Source organism: Streptomyces sp. NPDC002701, from assembly GCF_042889045.1.
Classification (GTDB): Bacteria; Actinomycetota; Actinomycetes; order Streptomycetales; family Streptomycetaceae; genus Streptomyces.
This window is the reverse complement of sequence record NZ_JBIAQL010000016.1, coordinates 104,947-122,834: the sequence shown is the minus strand read 5'-3', so window position 1 is coordinate 122,834 and position 17,888 is coordinate 104,947. Positions and strand designations below refer to the sequence as shown.

The window sequence follows — 17,888 nt, the reverse complement described above, 5'->3', positions numbered from 1 at the left end:
CGTGGGAGGGCCTGCTCGGCCCCGACCACGACTCCTCAGAGCACACAGGAGCAGTAGTGAGCAAGCGCAGCAAGTCTCTCCGCGCTGCGGACGCCAAGATCGACCGGGAGAAGCTGTACGCCCCGCTCGAGGCCGTCCGTCTCGCCAAGGAGACCTCCACCTCCAAGTTCGACGGCACCGTCGAGGTCGCCTTCCGCCTGGGTGTCGACCCGCGCAAGGCCGACCAGATGGTCCGTGGCACCGTGAACCTCCCGCACGGCACCGGTAAGACCGCCCGGGTCCTGGTCTTCGCGACCGGTGACCGTGCCGAGGCCGCGACCGCCGCGGGCGCCGACATCGTCGGCTCCGACGAGCTCATCGACGAGGTGGCGAAGGGCCGGCTGGACTTCGACGCCGTCGTCGCCACCCCCGACCTCATGGGCAAGGTCGGCCGCCTGGGCCGTGTCCTCGGCCCGCGTGGTCTGATGCCGAATCCGAAGACCGGCACCGTGACCCCGGACGTGGCCAAGGCCGTGACCGAGATCAAGGGCGGCAAGATCGAGTTCCGCGTCGACAAGCACTCGAACCTCCACTTCATCATCGGCAAGGCGTCGTTCGACGACACCCAGCTGGTGGAGAACTACGGCGCCGCGCTCGACGAGATCCTTCGTCTGAAGCCGTCGGCCGCCAAGGGTCGCTACATCAAGAAGGCCGCGATCAGCACCACGATCGGCCCCGGCGTTCCGATCGACCCGAACCGCACCCGCAACCTCCTCGTCGAGGAGGACCCGGCCGCCGTCTGAGCCTGACGCTCACCGGCAGCCGCGTCGCAGACGCGATTCTGGACGGGCCCCGCAACCTTTCGAGGTGCGGGGCCCGTCTCTGTGTCCGGGGTCGGGTGTCCGGGTGTGCGCCGTGCTGCCCGATTCCGGTCCGGGTGTCGGTGCCCTGCGCTAGCGTGCGAGGCACAGGAATCGCATAGGGGGACGAATGATGAGCTCGATCGTGCGCCGCGTGACCGTCTCGATAGCGGCGGTCGCCGCCCTGACCGGAGTCGCGGCCTGTGGTGGCTCGGACTCCGACGGGGGATCGGGGGACAGCGGCAAGGGGGCCGACGGGGCGAAGACCCGGGCGAACCCGGTCGCGGCCCTGCTCTCCGTGGAGAAGAGCACCGACAAGGCGGACTCCGCCAAGGTCGAGTCGACCACCACCATGGGCACGATGATGTCGATGAAGGCGGACGGCGCCCTCGGCTGGGCGGACGGTCTCACCGGCAACCTGACGATCACGTACACCGGCGGCACGATGGCCGACCAGATGCGCCAGCTGGGCACCACCTCCATGGAGGCCCGCTATCTCCCGGACGCCTACTACGCGAAGATGGGCGACAAGTTCGCCGAGCAGTCCGGCGGCAAGCACTGGATCAAGTACGGGTACGAGGACCTGGCGCGGCTCGGCGGCGGATCGGGCGCGTACATGAAGGACCAGATGCAGAACACCACTCCGAACCAGTCGGTGAAACTGCTCCTGGCCTCCGGGGACGTCAAGAAGGTCGGCGAGGAGAAGGTGCGCGGGGAGGACACCACGCACTACTCGGGCACGGTCGACGTCGCGGACCTCGCCGCGGACCAGAGCTCGAACCTCTCCGCGAAGCAGCTGGCCGACCTGAAGCGCCAGCTGGAGCAGGCCGGCGTCACCACCGAGACGATCGACATCTGGGTGAACGACGAGAACCTGCTGGTCAAGAAGGCCGAGAAGGGCGAGCTGGCGACCGGCTCGATGTCCTCCACGGCGTACTACAGCGACTACGGGGTCGAGGTCTCCGCCGAGGAACCCGCGGCGAGCGACACAGCCGACTTCACGGACCTCATGCAGACCCAGCCGGCGGGCTGAGGGCCGTCTCACAGCGCCCTCCCGCCGGTCACAGGCGTCACAGGAGACCCCTGACAACTCGGAGGACTGCTTGCGCCCCCTGGGATACGCTCGCGCCTTGTCTGTGAATCGCTCAGCTGTTCCTTGGGGGGAACCATGAAGCTTTCTGTGCGCGGGTCCGAACACCGGCGCGGGTCCGTACGTCACGGGGCGACGGGCGCGGCCCTCGCCGCGCTCGTCCTCGGCGGGGGTGCTGTCGGCTGTTCCGGGGACTCGGGGAGCGAGTCGCCGGACATGACGCCCGCCGCGGCCGTCGCCAAGGCGGCGGAGAAGACGGAGGACATCACCTCCCTCAGCTACCGGATGTCCGGCAGGACCCCGGAGGAGGGACGCGTCAAGGCCGAGGCCCAGATGCGCATGAAGCCCGATGTCGCCATGAGCATGAAGATGACCGCGCTCGACCAGGGAGCGGACGGCACCGCCGAGATCCGGCTGGTCGACAAGGTGATGTACATAGGCGGGGGCGCCGCGGCCGCCAAGGAGATGGACGGCAAGAGCTGGATGAAGTTCGACCTGTCCACCCTGGGCGAGGACGCGCTGGGCGGCGGCGCCCCGGGTGCGGGGACGGCCGACAAGAACCCGGCGCAGGAGTCCACCTTCCTCACCGGCTCCAAGGACGTGAAGAAGGTCGGCACCGAGAGGATCGAAGGCGTCGAGACCACCCACTACAAGGGCACGGTCACCCTCGACGAGTTCCGCAAGTCCCTGCGGGACGAGAGCAAGACCACCCGCGAGAAGCGGGAGAAGAGCCTCGACCAGTACGAGAAGCTGGGCGTGGACACCCTGACGATGGACATGTGGGTCGACGGCGAGGACCACACCAAGCAGTTCCGCATGCAGGGCGACGCCGACAAGGGCAAGCTCGACATGACCATCACCTTCCTCGACTACAACGAGCCCGTGACGGTCGAGGCCCCGCCGGCCAAGGACGTCGTGGACCTGGCCGAGATGATGGGCGACCTGGAGAGCTGACCTCCCCGGGGGCACGGATTTGCTTGACAGTGCCCCGTTCACGTAATCTTCCACAGAAGCCAAAGACCGCTGGTCGTTGCCGTGCTCTCGTAAGAGGACCCGGTGACCGAAGGATCCGCTGGATTGCGGACGACCCGCGCAGGTGACTGTGGATGAGCTCCCGGACAGTCCCGTACTTCGTACGGATTCCGTCTGGTAGAGCCACGCCCCGTGCGCCTGCGCCGGGGCGTTTCGTTTTCCCAGTCTCCTTCGGAGCGGTCCTCATCACCCGGAAGGAGGCCACGCTTATGGCAAGGCCCGACAAGGCTGCCGCGGTAGCCGAGCTCGCGGACCAGTTCCGCAGCTCGAACGCCGCTGTGCTGACCGAGTACCGGGGTCTCACCGTGGCGCAGCTCAAGACGCTGCGTCGTTCGCTCGGTGAAGACGCCCAGTACGCCGTGGTGAAGAACACGCTGACCAAGATCGCGGCCAACGAGGCCGGGATCTCCACGCTCGACGACCTGTTCAACGGTCCGACAGCGGTTGCCTTCATCTCCGGTGACCCGGTGACGTCGGCGAAGGGTCTTCGTGACTTCGCCAAGGACAACCCGAACCTCGTCATCAAGGGCGGTGTCCTTGACGGCAAGGCGCTGTCCGCCGACGAGATCAAGAAGCTTGCGGACCTCGAGTCCCGCGAGGTTCTGCTCGCCAAGCTGGCGGGTGCCATGAAGGGCAAGCAGACTCAGGCTGCGCAGCTCTTCCAGGCGCTCCCGTCGAAGTTCGTCCGCACCGCGGAGGCGCTTCGCGTCAAGCTCGACGAGCAGGGCGGTGCCGAGTAACTCGGCTCGCTTGTTGACCGCCGCCCGAGGCGACGGTCGTAGCGGGCCGAACGTACGCCCGCCTCACCAGTACATCCGGCACCTGCCGAATTAGTGGAAGGACGCCATCATGGCGAAGCTGTCCCAGGAAGAGCTGCTCGCGCAGTTCGAGTCCCTCACCCTCATCGAGCTCTCCGAGTTCGTGAAGGCGTTCGAGGAGAAGTTCGACGTCACCGCCGCTGCCGCGGTCGCCGTCGCCGGTCCGGCCGGCCCGGGCGCCCCGGTCGAGGCCGAGGCCGAGCAGGACGAGTTCGACGTCATCCTCACGGGTGCCGGCGAGAAGAAGATCCAGGTCATCAAGGTCGTGCGTGAGCTGACCTCGCTGGGCCTCAAGGAGGCCAAGGACCTCGTGGACGGCGCCCCGAAGCCCGTCCTCGAGAAGGTCGCCAAGGAGGCCGCCGAGAAGGCTGCCGAGTCCCTCAAGGGCGCCGGCGCCTCCGTCGAGGTCAAGTGACCCGACGAGTCCGCGAGGACTCCTGCGGACCCGGTACAGCGGCTGAACTGGCCCTGTAACGCTGACGCACCGAAGAGCGATCACCCAACTGGGTGGTCGCTCTTCGGCGTTCGAGGGGGCCGTGCGGCGGCTGCCTTGCACCGCCGGTCGCGACGAGTATGGTGATCTTCGTTCGTGCCTCCGGCCGCCCGTGACGAGCAGCAGGACCTGGTGTGGGGCGGGTTGCAGGACGGGTGCACGTGACGATGGCAGCACCCGGTTCGGGCATGGGGGGCCTTGACGAACCGCACGCAGCGCGCAATTCTCAGGACGCGTCGTCACAACGATCCGGATCCGAGGCATGGATCGGCGGCGAAGAGGGCAGTATCGATGTGCATCGAGGGCGTGGCTTGCAGCAGGGGTTGAGAACAACGAGGGTCTTCAAAAACCCGCACTGGACATCAGTGGGCCTAGTGGCTACACTGACCCTTTGCGCTGCCTGTTAGCTGCCTCCTGCCCGTCACCAGGGGCATACCCTCGCATCAGCACTGCAGACGGAACCGACCCTGACCTGGTCCTATGTGACCGGTTCGGGAAACGTCCATCTCTGTGCCCCGCTGGGGACCGGTACGCGCGTAGTGAGTCCGAGCCCTCGGAAGGACCCCCTCTTGGCCGCCTCGCGCACTGCCTCGACCGCGAATACGAACAACGGCGCCAGCACCGCCCCGCTGCGCATTTCCTTTGCAAAGATCAAGGAGCCCCTCGAGGTTCCGAACCTTCTTGCGCTGCAGACCGAAAGCTTTGACTGGCTGCTCGGCAACGACGCGTGGAAGGCTCGTGTCGAGGCGGCTCTGGACAGTGGACAGGACGTCCCCACCAAGTCCGGTCTCGAGGAGATCTTCGAGGAGATCTCCCCGATCGAGGACTTCTCAGGGTCGATGTCCCTGACGTTCCGCGACCACCGCTTCGAGCCGCCGAAGAACTCCATCGACGAGTGCAAGGAGCGCGACTTCACGTTCGCCGCCCCGCTCTTCGTCACCGCCGAGTTCACCAACAACGAGACCGGCGAGATCAAGTCCCAGACCGTCTTCATGGGTGATTTCCCGCTCATGACGAACAAGGGCACCTTCGTCATCAACGGCACCGAGCGTGTCGTGGTGTCGCAGCTGGTCCGTTCGCCGGGTGTCTACTTCGACTCCTCCATCGACAAGACGTCCGACAAGGACATCTTCTCCGCGAAGGTCATCCCCTCCCGGGGTGCCTGGCTGGAGATGGAGATCGACAAGCGCGACATGGTCGGTGTCCGCATCGACCGCAAGCGCAAGCAGTCCGTCACCGTCCTGCTCAAGGCTCTCGGTTGGACGACCGAGCAGATCCTCGAGGAGTTCGGCGAGTACGAGTCCATGCGCGCCACCCTGGAGAAGGACCACACCCAGGGCCAGGACGACGCGCTGCTCGACATCTACCGCAAGCTGCGTCCGGGCGAGCCCCCCACCCGTGAGGCCGCGCAGACGCTGCTCGAGAACCTCTACTTCAACCCCAAGCGCTACGACCTCGCGAAGGTCGGCCGCTACAAGGTCAACAAGAAGCTGGGCGGCGACGCCCCGCTGGACGCCGGCATCCTGACCGTCGAGGACATCATCTCGACGATCAAGTACCTGGTGAAGCTGCACGCCGGCGAGACCGAGACGGTCATGGGCGACAACAACGCCTCGATCGTCGTCGAGACCGACGACATCGACCACTTCGGCAACCGCCGTCTGCGCAACGTGGGCGAGCTCATCCAGAACCAGGTCCGTACGGGTCTGGCGCGTATGGAGCGAGTCGTCCGCGAGCGCATGACGACCCAGGACGTCGAGGCGATCACGCCGCAGACCCTGATCAACATCCGGCCGGTCGTCGCCTCCATCAAGGAGTTCTTCGGCACCAGCCAGCTGTCGCAGTTCATGGACCAGAACAACCCGCTGTCGGGTCTCACCCACAAGCGCCGCCTGTCGGCTCTTGGCCCGGGTGGTCTCTCCCGTGAGCGGGCCGGCTTCGAGGTCCGTGACGTGCACCCCTCGCACTACGGCCGCATGTGCCCGATCGAGACCCCCGAAGGCCCGAACATCGGCCTGATCGGCTCGCTCGCCTCCTACGGCCGGGTCAACGCGTTCGGTTTCGTCGAGACGCCCTACCGCCGGGTCACCGACGGTGTCGTCACCGACGAGGTCGACTACCTGACCGCCGACGAGGAGGACCGCTTCGTCATCGCGCAGGCCAACGCCGTGCTCAACGACGACATGCGGTTCAACGAGGCCCGCGTCCTGGTCCGCCGCCGTGGCGGAGAGGTCGACTACGTCCCCGGTGACGACGTCGACTACATGGACGTCTCGCCGCGCCAGATGGTGTCCGTCGCGACCGCGATGATCCCCTTCCTGGAGCACGACGACGCCAACCGTGCCCTCATGGGCGCGAACATGATGCGCCAGGCCGTGCCGCTCATCACCGCCGAGGCCCCCCTCGTCGGTACGGGCATGGAGTACCGCTGCGCCGTCGACGCCGGCGACGTCATCAAGGCCGAGAAGGCCGGTGTCGTCCAGGAGGTCTCCGCGGACTACGTGACCATCGCCAACGACGACGGCACGTACAACACCTACCGGGTGGCCAAGTTCTCCCGCTCGAACCAGGGGACCTCGGTCAACCAGAAGGTCGTCGTCGACGAGGGCGACCGGGTCGTCGAGAACCAGGTTCTCGCCGACGGTCCGGCCACCCAGGAAGGCGAGATGGCGCTGGGCAAGAACCTGCTCGTCGCCTTCATGCCGTGGGAGGGTCACAACTACGAGGACGCGATCATCCTGTCGCAGCGCCTCGTGCAGGACGACGTCCTCTCCTCGATCCACATCGAGGAGCACGAGGTCGACGCCCGTGACACCAAGCTCGGCCCCGAGGAGATCACCCGGGACATCCCGAACGTCTCCGAGGAGGTCCTCGCCGACCTCGACGAGCGCGGCATCATCCGCATCGGTGCCGAGGTCGTCGCCGGTGACATCCTGGTCGGCAAGGTCACGCCCAAGGGTGAGACCGAGCTGACCCCGGAGGAGCGCCTGCTCCGCGCGATCTTCGGTGAGAAGGCGCGCGAGGTGCGCGACACCTCGCTGAAGGTGCCGCACGGCGAGATCGGCAAGGTCATCGGCGTCCGCGTCTTCGACCGTGAAGAGGGCGACGAGCTGCCGCCGGGCGTGAACCAGCTGGTTCGTGTCTACGTGGCGCAGAAGCGCAAGATCACGGACGGTGACAAGCTCGCCGGCCGCCACGGCAACAAGGGCGTCATCTCCAAGATCCTCCCGATCGAGGACATGCCGTTCCTCGAGGACGGCACGCCCGTCGACATCATCCTCAACCCGCTGGGTGTCCCGTCCCGAATGAACCCGGGACAGGTCCTGGAGATCCACCTCGGCTGGCTCGCCAGCCGCGGCTGGGACGTCTCCGGCCTCGCGGACGACTGGGCGCAGCGCCTCCAGGCCATCGAGGCCGACAAGGTCGACCCGGGCACGAACGTCGCCACCCCCGTCTTCGACGGTGCGCGTGAGGACGAGCTCGCGGGTCTGCTGCAGCACACGATCCCGAACCGCGACGGCGAGCGCATGGTGCTCCCCACCGGTAAGGCACCGCTGTTCGACGGCCGCTCCGGCGAGCCGTTCCCGGAGCCGATCTCGGTCGGCTACATGTACATCCTCAAGCTCCACCACCTGGTCGACGACAAGCTGCACGCCCGGTCGACCGGTCCGTACTCGATGATCACCCAGCAGCCGCTGGGTGGTAAGGCCCAGTTCGGTGGCCAGCGCTTCGGTGAGATGGAGGTGTGGGCGCTGGAGGCTTACGGCGCCGCGTACGCCCTCCAGGAGCTCCTGACCATCAAGTCCGACGACGTGACCGGTCGCGTGAAGGTCTACGAGGCCATCGTCAAGGGCGAGAACATCCCTGAGCCCGGCATTCCCGAGTCCTTCAAGGTGCTCATCAAGGAAATGCAGTCGCTCTGCCTCAACGTGGAGGTGCTGTCCTCGGACGGCATGTCCATCGAGATGCGCGACACGGACGAGGACGTCTTCCGCGCCGCGGAGGAGCTCGGTATCGACCTGTCCCGGCGCGAGCCGAGCAGCGTCGAAGAGGTCTGACGGGTCTGGCCGGGGCTCGCTGAACACGAGCCCCGGCTAACCAACCCCGGACCCCAGTCAGACCAGTGAAGAATCGACCCCGAAAGAGGGATTGACGACAAGTGCTCGACGTCAACTTCTTCGACGAGCTGCGGATCGGCCTTGCTACCGCTGACGACATTCGTCAGTGGTCCCACGGTGAGGTCAAGAAGCCGGAGACCATCAACTACCGCACCCTCAAGCCCGAGAAGGACGGACTCTTCTGCGAGAAGATCTTCGGTCCGACCCGGGACTGGGAGTGCTACTGCGGTAAGTACAAGCGCGTCCGCTTCAAGGGCATCATCTGCGAGCGCTGCGGCGTCGAGGTCACTCGCGCCAAGGTGCGTCGTGAGCGGATGGGCCACATCGAGCTGGCCGCTCCCGTCACCCACATCTGGTACTTCAAGGGCGTCCCGTCGCGCCTCGGCTACCTGCTCGACCTCGCTCCGAAGGACCTCGAGAAGGTCATCTACTTCGCCGCGTACATGATCACGTACGTCGACGACGAGCGTCGTACGCGTGACCTGCCCTCGCTGGAGGCGCACGTCTCCGTCGAGCGTCAGCAGGTCGAGAACCGCCGCGACTCCGACCTGGAGGCCCGCGCCAAGAAGCTCGAGACCGACCTGGCCGAGCTCGAGGCCGAGGGCGCCAAGGCCGACGTGCGCCGCAAGGTGCGCGAAGGCGCCGAGCGCGAGATGAAGCAGCTGCGTGACCGTGCGCAGCGCGAGATCGACCGTCTCGACGAGGTGTGGACCCGCTTCAAGAACCTCAAGGTCCAGGACCTCGAAGGTGACGAGCTGCTCTACCGCGAGCTGCGTGACCGCTTCGGCACGTACTTCGACGGTTCGATGGGTGCCGCGGCGCTGCAGAAGCGCCTGGAGTCCTTCGACCTGGAGGAGGAGGCCGAGCGCCTCCGCGAGATCATCCGCACCGGCAAGGGCCAGAAGAAGACCCGTGCGCTGAAGCGGCTGAAGGTCGTGTCTGCGTTCCTGCAGACCTCCAACAGCCCCAAGGGCATGGTCCTCGACTGCGTCCCGGTCATCCCGCCGGACCTCCGCCCGATGGTGCAGCTGGACGGTGGCCGCTTCGCGACCTCCGACCTGAACGACCTGTACCGCCGTGTGATCAACCGCAACAACCGTCTGAAGCGGCTTCTCGACCTCGGCGCGCCCGAGATCATCGTGAACAACGAGAAGCGCATGCTCCAGGAGGCCGTGGACGCCCTCTTCGACAACGGTCGTCGTGGCCGTCCGGTCACCGGTCCCGGCAACCGCCCGCTGAAGTCCCTGAGCGACATGCTCAAGGGCAAGCAGGGCCGTTTCCGTCAGAACCTCCTCGGCAAGCGCGTGGACTACTCCGCGCGTTCCGTGATCGTCGTCGGTCCGCAGCTCAAGCTGCACCAGTGCGGTCTGCCGAAGGCGATGGCGCTGGAGCTCTTCAAGCCGTTCGTGATGAAGCGCCTGGTGGACCTGAACCACGCGCAGAACATCAAGAGCGCCAAGCGCATGGTGGAGCGCGGCCGCACGGTCGTGTACGACGTCCTCGAAGAGGTCATCGCCGAGCACCCGGTGCTGCTGAACCGTGCTCCCACCCTGCACCGCCTCGGCATCCAGGCGTTCGAGCCGCAGCTGGTCGAGGGCAAGGCCATCCAGATCCACCCGCTCGTCTGCACCGCGTTCAACGCGGACTTCGACGGTGACCAGATGGCCGTGCACCTGCCGCTCTCCGCGGAGGCGCAGGCCGAGGCCCGCATCCTGATGCTGTCCTCGAACAACATCCTCAAGCCCGCCGACGGCCGTCCGGTGACGATGCCGACCCAGGACATGGTTCTCGGTCTGTTCTTCCTCACCACCGACGGCGAGCTGCGGAACGTCAAGGGCGAGGGCCGGTCGTTCGGCTCCACGGCCGAGGCGATCATGGCGTTCGACGCCGGCGAGCTCTCGCTGCAGTCGCGCGTGGACATCCGCTTCCCGGTGGGCACCATCCCGCCGCGCGGCTGGACCCCGCCGGCCCGCGAGGAGGGTGAGCCGGAGTGGCAGCAGGGTGACACCTTCCGCCTGAACACCACCCTGGGCCGCGCGCTCTTCAACGAGCTGCTGCCCGAGGACTACCCGTTCGTCGACTACGAGGTCGGCAAGAAGCAGCTCTCCGAGATCGTCAACGACCTCGCCGAGCGGTACCCCAAGGTCATCGTGGCGGCGACGCTCGACAACCTGAAGGCTTCCGGCTTCTTCTGGGCGACCCGTTCCGGCGTCACCGTGGCCATCTCCGACATCGTCGTTCCCGACGCGAAGCGCGCGATCGTCAAGGGTTACGAGGACCAGGACGAGAAGGTCCAGAAGCAGTACGAGCGTGGTCTGATCACCAAGGACGAGCGCACGCAGGAGCTCATCGCGATCTGGACCAAGGCGACCAACGAGGTCGCCGAGGCGATGAACGCGAACTTCCCGAAGACCAACCCGGTCTCCATGATGGTGAACTCGGGCGCCCGCGGAAACATGATGCAGATGCGTCAGATCGCCGGTATGCGCGGTCTGGTGTCGAACGCCAAGAACGAGACGATTCCCCGTCCCATCAAGGCGTCCTTCCGTGAGGGCCTGTCCGTCCTGGAGTACTTCATCTCCACGCACGGTGCCCGTAAGGGTCTGGCGGACACCGCCCTGCGTACCGCCGACTCGGGTTACCTCACCCGTCGTCTGGTGGACGTCTCACAGGACGTCATCATCCGCGAGGAGGACTGCGGCACCGACCGCGGCCTGCGTCTGTCGATCGCCGAGCGCGGCGCCGACGGCGTCCTGCGCAAGGCGGAGAACGTCGAGACCAGCGTGTACGCACGTGCGCTGGCCGAGGACATCACCGTCGACGGGCGGGTGCTGGCCCCGGCCAACACCGACCTCGGCGACGTCCTCATCGACGAGCTCGTCAAGCACGGCATCGAGGAGGTCAAGACCCGCTCGGTCCTGACCTGCGAGTCCGCCGTCGGCACCTGCGCCATGTGCTACGGCCGTTCGCTGGCCACCGGCAAGCTGGTCGACATCGGTGAGGCGGTCGGCATCATCGCCGCCCAGTCCATCGGTGAGCCCGGCACCCAGCTGACGATGCGTACCTTCCACACCGGTGGTGTGGCCGGTGACGACATCACCCAGGGTCTGCCCCGTGTCGTCGAGCTCTTCGAGGCCCGTACGCCGAAGGGTGTCGCCCCGATCTCCGAGGCGTCCGGCCGCGTGCGGATCGAGGAGACCGAGAAGACCAAGAAGCTCGTCGTCACCCCGGACGACGGCAGCGACGAGACGGCGTTCCCGATCTCGAAGCGTGCCCGTCTCCTGGTCAGCGAGGGCGAGCACGTCGAGGTGGGCCAGAAGCTCACCGTGGGTGCCACCAACCCGCACGACGTGCTGCGCATCCTGGGTCAGCGTGCCGTCCAGGTCCACCTGGTCGGAGAGGTCCAGCGGGTCTACAACTCGCAGGGCGTGTCGATCCACGACAAGCACATCGAGATCATCATCCGGCAGATGCTGCGCCGGGTGACGATCATCGAGTCGGGCGACGCGGAGCTGCTGCCCGGCGAGCTCGTCGAGCGGTCGAAGTTCGAGACCGAGAACCGTCGTGTGGTCCAGGAAGGCGGCCACCCGGCCTCCGGCCGTCCGCAGCTGATGGGTATCACCAAGGCGTCGCTGGCCACCGAGTCGTGGCTGTCGGCGGCGTCCTTCCAGGAGACGACCAGGGTTCTGACGGACGCGGCGATCAACGCCAAGTCCGACTCCCTGATCGGCCTCAAGGAGAACGTCATCATCGGTAAGCTCATCCCGGCCGGTACGGGTCTGTCCCGCTACCGCAACATCCGGGTCGAGCCGACCGAGGAGGCCAAGGCCGCGATGTACTCGGCCGTCGGCTACGACGACATCGACTACTCGCCGTTCGGCACGGGCTCCGGCCAGGCCGTTCCGCTGGAGGACTACGACTACGGTCCGTACAACCAGTAGGCGCTCCGGTAGACGAGTCGCTTGAGCCGCAGGGCGGTCACCCCAGCCGGGGTGGCCGCCCTGCGGCGTTCCCGGCCGGCGGGTCGGCCGGTCTTGGACCCGCCAGGAAATTCCTGACATGAGGGGTGCGGGAACCTGTGCCCGTATTGCCGCGTTGAAGCATGATGGAAGAGCCAGTCCGTTCGGGGGAGGTGCTCCCGTGTCGTATCCGTCGCCGTGGCAGCCGGGGCAGGGGTGGAATCAGCCGCGCCCCTGGCAGGAGCAGGCCGGCCACTCGATGCTTGCCTCGACCGCCGATCGTGAGCGTGCCGTGGATGTGCTCAGAGCCGGGTTCGGCGAGGGGCGGATGCAGCAGGCCGAGTTCGAGAAGCGGGTGGGGCGGGCGTACGCGGCCCGTACGGTGGGTGAGCTCGCCCTGCTGGTGTCCGACCTCCCGCAGGGCCCCGTGGCGCTGCCGGCGGTCGCCGGGCCCGTGCCGCGGACCTTCCTGCCGTCGACGGCGCGCAAGACGAACGACAAGGCCGTCGGGGCGGCGATCTGCGGCGGGCTCTGTCTGGTGACGGGCGGGTTCACCGGGGTGCCGGCGGTGATCCTGGGGCACACGGCCCGCTCGGAGATGCGGCGTACGGGCGAGGGTGGCGAAGGTCTCGCGCTGACCGGGCTGGTCCTCGGCTGGCTGTCCATCGCGGGGTGGGCGCTGATGCTGACCCTGCTGTTCGCGGCGGCCCTGGTGTCCTGACGAAGATCACGTACGGTGGGGCGGCTTGACATGGTCCGCTCACAAGTGCCGGTGCCGTCCATTTGTTTTGACCGCAGCCTATGAGGTAGGTACGCTCAGACCTTGTGCCTGGGGTGTGCCCTGGCTCCCGTGCGTGCCTTCAACCGCACTAGGGGAGTCGTCACCGGCCACCGCAATCTGCGCCCCTCCCGCCTCGCGGCGGGAATCCGCAGTATTCGACACACCCGACCGCGTGGGTCGGCGGTGTTCCAGGTTAGCTTCACCATTCGGCACACAGAAACCGGAGAAGTAGTGCCTACGATCCAGCAGCTGGTCCGGAAGGGCCGGCAGGACAAGGTCGAGAAGAACAAGACGCCCGCGCTCGAGGGTTCGCCCCAGCGTCGTGGCGTCTGCACGCGTGTGTTCACGACCACCCCGAAGAAGCCGAACTCGGCCCTGCGTAAGGTCGCGCGTGTGCGTCTGACCAGCGGGATCGAAGTCACCGCTTACATTCCGGGTGAGGGACACAACCTGCAGGAGCACTCGATCGTGCTCGTGCGCGGCGGCCGTGTGAAGGACCTGCCGGGTGTTCGCTACAAGATCATCCGAGGTTCCCTGGACACCCAGGGTGTCAAGAACCGCAAGCAGGCCCGCAGCCGCTACGGCGCCAAGAAGGAGAAGTAAGAATGCCTCGTAAGGGCCCCGCCCCGAAGCGCCCGGTCATCATCGACCCGGTCTACGGTTCTCCTCTTGTCACCTCCCTGATCAACAAGGTGCTGCTGAACGGCAAGCGCTCCACCGCCGAGCGCATCGTGTACGGCGCCATGGAGGGCCTGCGCGAGAAGACCGGCAACGACCCGGTCATCACGCTGAAGCGCGCTCTCGAGAACATCAAGCCCACGCTTGAGGTCAAGTCCCGCCGTGTCGGTGGCGCCACCTACCAGGTGCCGGTCGAGGTCAAGCCCGGCCGCGCGAGCACCCTGGCGCTGCGCTGGCTGGTCGGTTACTCCCGCGCCCGTCGCGAGAAGACCATGACCGAGCGTCTGCTGAACGAGCTCCTCGACGCCTCCAACGGCCTCGGTGCCGCTGTGAAGAAGCGCGAGGACACCCACAAGATGGCCGAGTCCAACAAGGCCTTCGCGCACTACCGCTGGTAGTCGCTCTCCCCATCGAGACCGAGAGAAGACCGAAGCCTTATGGCTACCACTTCACTTGACCTGGCCAAGGTCCGCAACATCGGGATCATGGCCCACATCGACGCGGGCAAGACGACCACCACCGAGCGGATCCTCTTCTACACCGGCGTCAGCTACAAGATCGGTGAGGTCCACGACGGCGCTGCCACCATGGACTGGATGGAGCAGGAGCAGGAGCGTGGCATCACGATCACCTCTGCTGCGACCACCTGTCATTGGCCCCTCGAGGACAACGACTACACCATCAACATCATCGACACCCCCGGGCACGTCGACTTCACGGTCGAGGTGGAGCGTTCGCTCCGCGTCCTCGACGGTGCCGTCACCGTGTTCGACGGTGTGGCGGGTGTCGAGCCGCAGTCCGAGACGGTGTGGCGTCAGGCCGACCGTTACGGCGTGCCGCGCATCTGCTTCGTGAACAAGCTCGACCGCACCGGCGCGGAGTTCCACCGCTGCGTCGACATGATCAAGGACCGCCTCGGTGCGCAGCCCCTGGTCATGCAGCTCCCGATCGGTGCCGAGATGGACTTCAAGGGCGTTGTGGACCTGGTCCGCATGAAGGCGCTCGTGTGGTCCGCCGAGGCGGCGAAGGGCGAGATGTACGACGTCGTCGACATCCCGGCCACGCACACCGAGGCGGCCGAGGAGTACCGCGGTCTGCTGATCGAGGCCGTCGCGGAGAACGACGAAGAGATCATGGAGCTGTACCTGGAGGGCCAGGAGCCCACCGAGGAGCAGCTGTACGCCGCGATCCGTCGCATCACCATCGCGTCCGGCAAGTCCAACGACACCACGGTCACCCCGGTGTTCTGTGGCACCGCGTTCAAGAACAAGGGCGTCCAGCCCCTGCTCGACGCGGTCGTGCGCTACCTGCCGACCCCCCTCGACGTGGAGGCCATCGAAGGCCACGACGTCAAGGACCCCGAGGTCGTCGTCAAGCGCAAGCCGTCCGTGGACGAGCCGCTGTCCGCTCTCGCGTTCAAGATCATGAGCGACCCGCACCTGGGCAAGCTCACCTTCGTCCGGGTGTACTCGGGCCGCCTGGAGTCCGGCACCGCCGTGCTGAACTCCGTCAAGGGCAAGAAGGAGCGCATCGGCAAGATCTACCGCATGCACGCGAACAAGCGTGAGGAGATCGAGGCGGTGGGCGCCGGCGACATCGTCGCCGTGATGGGCCTGAAGCAGACCACCACCGGTGAGACGCTCTCGGACGACAAGAGCCCGGTGATCCTGGAGTCCATGGACTTCCCGGCGCCGGTCATCCAGGTCGCCATCGAGCCCAAGTCCAAGGGTGACCAGGAGAAGCTGGGTGTCGCCATCCAGCGTCTCGCGGAGGAGGACCCCTCCTTCCAGGTTCACTCGGACGAGGAGACCGGCCAGACCATCATCGGTGGTATGGGCGAGCTGCACCTCGAGGTGCTGGTCGACCGTATGCGCCGTGAGTTCAAGGTCGAGGCCAACGTCGGTAAGCCGCAGGTCGCGTACCGTGAGACGATCCGCAAGGCCGTCGAGCGTGTGGACTACACCCACAAGAAGCAGACCGGTGGTACCGGTCAGTTCGCCAAGGTGCAGATCGCGATCGAGCCCATCACCGAGACCGACGGTCCGGCGTACGAGTTCGTGAACAAGGTGACCGGTGGCCGTATCCCGCGGGAGTACATCCCGTCGGTGGACGCCGGTGCGCAGGAGGCCATGCAGTTCGGCATCCTCGCCGGGTACGAGATGACGGGTGTCCGCATCACGCTTCTCGACGGTGCCTACCACGAGGTCGACTCCTCCGAACTGGCGTTCAAGATCGCCGGTTCGCAGGCGTTCAAGGAAGCCGCCCGCAAGGCCAGCCCCGTGCTGCTCGAGCCGATGATGGCCGTCGAGGTCACCACGCCCGAGGACTACATGGGTGAGGTCATCGGCGACATCAACTCCCGCCGCGGCCAGATCCAGGCCATGGAGGAGCGTGCCGGCGCTCGTGTCGTGAAGGGCCTCGTGCCCCTCTCGGAGATGTTCGGCTACGTCGGCGACCTCCGCAGCAAGACCTCGGGTCGCGCAAGCTACTCGATGCAGTTCGACTCCTACGCCGAGGTTCCCAGGAACGTCGCCGAGGAGATCATCGCGAAGGCCAAGGGCGAGTAACACACACCGTTTACACGCTTTAGGCTTGACACCGACCGGCGGGGATCCGAACCGGCAGGGACGAGGGATCGTCCCCGTCCGACAGGATCCCGGCGGACGGCATCCCAGCAAAGATCACCTGGCGCCGATGAGTAAGGCGTACCAGAACCACTCCGCAGGAGGATTCAGTGGCGAAGGCAAAGTTCGAGCGGACTAAGCCGCACGTCAACATCGGCACCATCGGTCACATCGACCACGGTAAGACGACCCTCACGGCCGCCATTACCAAGGTGCTGCACGACGCGTACCCGGACCTGAACGAGGCTTCGGCCTTCGACCAGATCGACAAGGCTCCCGAAGAGCGCCAGCGCGGTATCACGATCTCGATCGCGCACGTCGAGTACCAGACCGAGACGCGTCACTACGCCCACGTCGACTGCCCCGGTCACGCGGACTACATCAAGAACATGATCACGGGTGCGGCGCAGATGGACGGCGCCATCCTCGTCGTCGCCGCCACGGACGGCCCGATGCCGCAGACCAAGGAGCACGTGCTCCTGGCCCGCCAGGTCGGCGTTCCGTACATCGTCGTCGCGCTGAACAAGGCCGACATGGTGGACGACGAGGAGATCCTGGAGCTCGTCGAGCTCGAGGTCCGTGAGCTGCTCTCCGAGTACGAGTTCCCGGGCGACGACCTTCCGGTCGTCAAGGTCTCGGCGCTCAAGGCTCTCGAAGGCGACGCCGAGTGGGGCAAGTCCGTCCTCGACCTGATGAAGGCCGTCGACGAGTCCATCCCGCAGCCCGAGCGTGACGTCGACAAGCCGTTCCTCATGCCCATCGAGGACGTCTTCACGATCACCGGTCGCGGCACGGTCGTCACCGGCCGTATCGAGCGTGGTGTCCTCAAGGTCAACGAGACCGTCGACATCGTCGGCATCAAGACCGAGAAGACCACCACCACGGTCACCGGCATCGAGATGTTCCGCAAGCTGCTCGACGAGGGTCAGGCCGGTGAGAACGTCGGTCTGCTCCTCCGTGGCATCAAGCGCGAGGACGTCGAGCGCGGCCAGGTCATCATCAAGCCCGGCTCGGTCACCCCGCACACCTCGTTCGAGGCGCAGGCGTACATCCTGTCCAAGGACGAGGGCGGCCGTCACACGCCGTTCTTCAACAACTACCGTCCCCAGTTCTACTTCCGCACGACGGACGTGACTGGTGTGGTGACCCTCCCCGAGGGCACCGAGATGGTCATGCCCGGCGACAACACTGAGATGACCGTCGAGCTCATCCAGCCCGTCGCCATGGAGGAGGGCCTGAAGTTCGCCATCCGTGAGGGTGGCCGGACCGTGGGCGCCGGCCAGGTCACCAAGATCAACAAGTAAGCGTTCCTTACCTGTTGGGCTTGACGCCTGGTAGCTCCAGCATCAGCTGAGCTCCTGAAGGGGCCCGTACGACTTCGGTCGTGCGGGCCCCTTTGCTGTGCCGGCCCCCTTGCCGAGTGTGTCGAAATGATTCGTCACGAAACTGTTCGGCG

General features: G+C 66.4%; 12 protein-coding genes. All 12 read left to right on the top strand.

Annotation, left to right across the window (positions count from 1 at the left end):
- Nucleotides 1-56 precede the first annotated feature (56 nt).
- The 12 genes from rplA (at nucleotide 57) to tuf (ending at nucleotide 17,736) form a co-directional block, all read left to right on the top strand.
- Nucleotides 57-782 carry a 50S ribosomal protein L1 gene (gene rplA / locus ACFYXC_RS31325; RefSeq protein WP_388920641.1) on the top strand — a complete coding sequence of 242 codons (726 nt, stop codon included), beginning with the start codon at nucleotides 57-59 and terminating at the stop codon, nucleotides 780-782.
- Between the two features lie 187 nt (nucleotides 783-969).
- Nucleotides 970-1,872 carry a hypothetical protein gene (locus tag ACFYXC_RS31320; RefSeq protein ID WP_389555381.1) on the top strand — a complete coding sequence of 301 codons (903 nt, stop codon included), beginning with the start codon at nucleotides 970-972 and terminating at the stop codon, nucleotides 1,870-1,872.
- A gap of 135 nt (nucleotides 1,873-2,007) precedes the next feature.
- Nucleotides 2,008-2,883: a DUF1396 domain-containing protein gene (locus ACFYXC_RS31315; protein ID WP_389555379.1), complete on the top strand. Its 876-nt coding sequence runs from the start codon at nucleotides 2,008-2,010 to the stop codon at nucleotides 2,881-2,883.
- Between the two features lie 287 nt (nucleotides 2,884-3,170).
- Nucleotides 3,171-3,701: a 50S ribosomal protein L10 gene (gene rplJ / locus ACFYXC_RS31310; protein WP_307539659.1), complete on the top strand. Its 531-nt coding sequence runs from the start codon at nucleotides 3,171-3,173 to the stop codon at nucleotides 3,699-3,701.
- A gap of 109 nt (nucleotides 3,702-3,810) precedes the next feature.
- Complete coding sequence (rplL, locus tag ACFYXC_RS31305; RefSeq protein ID WP_388920634.1) at nucleotides 3,811-4,194, top strand: 50S ribosomal protein L7/L12; 384 nt, start codon at nucleotides 3,811-3,813, stop codon at nucleotides 4,192-4,194.
- 647 nt (nucleotides 4,195-4,841) lie between these two features.
- A complete protein-coding gene (gene rpoB, locus ACFYXC_RS31300; RefSeq protein ID WP_389555377.1) occupies nucleotides 4,842-8,330 on the top strand; it encodes a DNA-directed RNA polymerase subunit beta in 3,489 nt (1,162 codons plus the stop codon).
- Nucleotides 8,331-8,431: 101 nt separating this feature from the next.
- The gene (locus ACFYXC_RS31295; protein WP_388920628.1) at nucleotides 8,432-12,331 is read left to right on the top strand and encodes a DNA-directed RNA polymerase subunit beta'; all 3,900 of its coding nucleotides are present in this window, start codon (nucleotides 8,432-8,434) and stop codon (nucleotides 12,329-12,331) included.
- 199 nt (nucleotides 12,332-12,530) lie between these two features.
- A complete protein-coding gene (locus ACFYXC_RS31290) occupies nucleotides 12,531-13,070 on the top strand; it encodes a DUF1707 and DUF4190 domain-containing protein (RefSeq protein WP_388920624.1) in 540 nt (179 codons plus the stop codon).
- Nucleotides 13,071-13,361: 291 nt separating this feature from the next.
- Nucleotides 13,362-13,733 carry a 30S ribosomal protein S12 gene (rpsL, locus tag ACFYXC_RS31285; protein ID WP_003948652.1) on the top strand — a complete coding sequence of 124 codons (372 nt, stop codon included), beginning with the start codon at nucleotides 13,362-13,364 and terminating at the stop codon, nucleotides 13,731-13,733.
- 2 nt (nucleotides 13,734-13,735) lie between these two features.
- Entirely contained in the window at nucleotides 13,736-14,206 is a 471-nt protein-coding gene (gene rpsG / locus ACFYXC_RS31280; RefSeq protein ID WP_030345396.1) for a 30S ribosomal protein S7, read from the top strand.
- A gap of 39 nt (nucleotides 14,207-14,245) precedes the next feature.
- A complete protein-coding gene (gene fusA / locus ACFYXC_RS31275; RefSeq protein WP_388920621.1) occupies nucleotides 14,246-16,375 on the top strand; it encodes an elongation factor G in 2,130 nt (709 codons plus the stop codon).
- A gap of 167 nt (nucleotides 16,376-16,542) precedes the next feature.
- Nucleotides 16,543-17,736 (top strand): elongation factor Tu, encoded by a 1,194-nt coding sequence (tuf, locus tag ACFYXC_RS31270; protein ID WP_107020991.1) that lies wholly within the window; start codon nucleotides 16,543-16,545, stop codon nucleotides 17,734-17,736.
- Nucleotides 17,737-17,888: the final 152 nt, after the last annotated feature.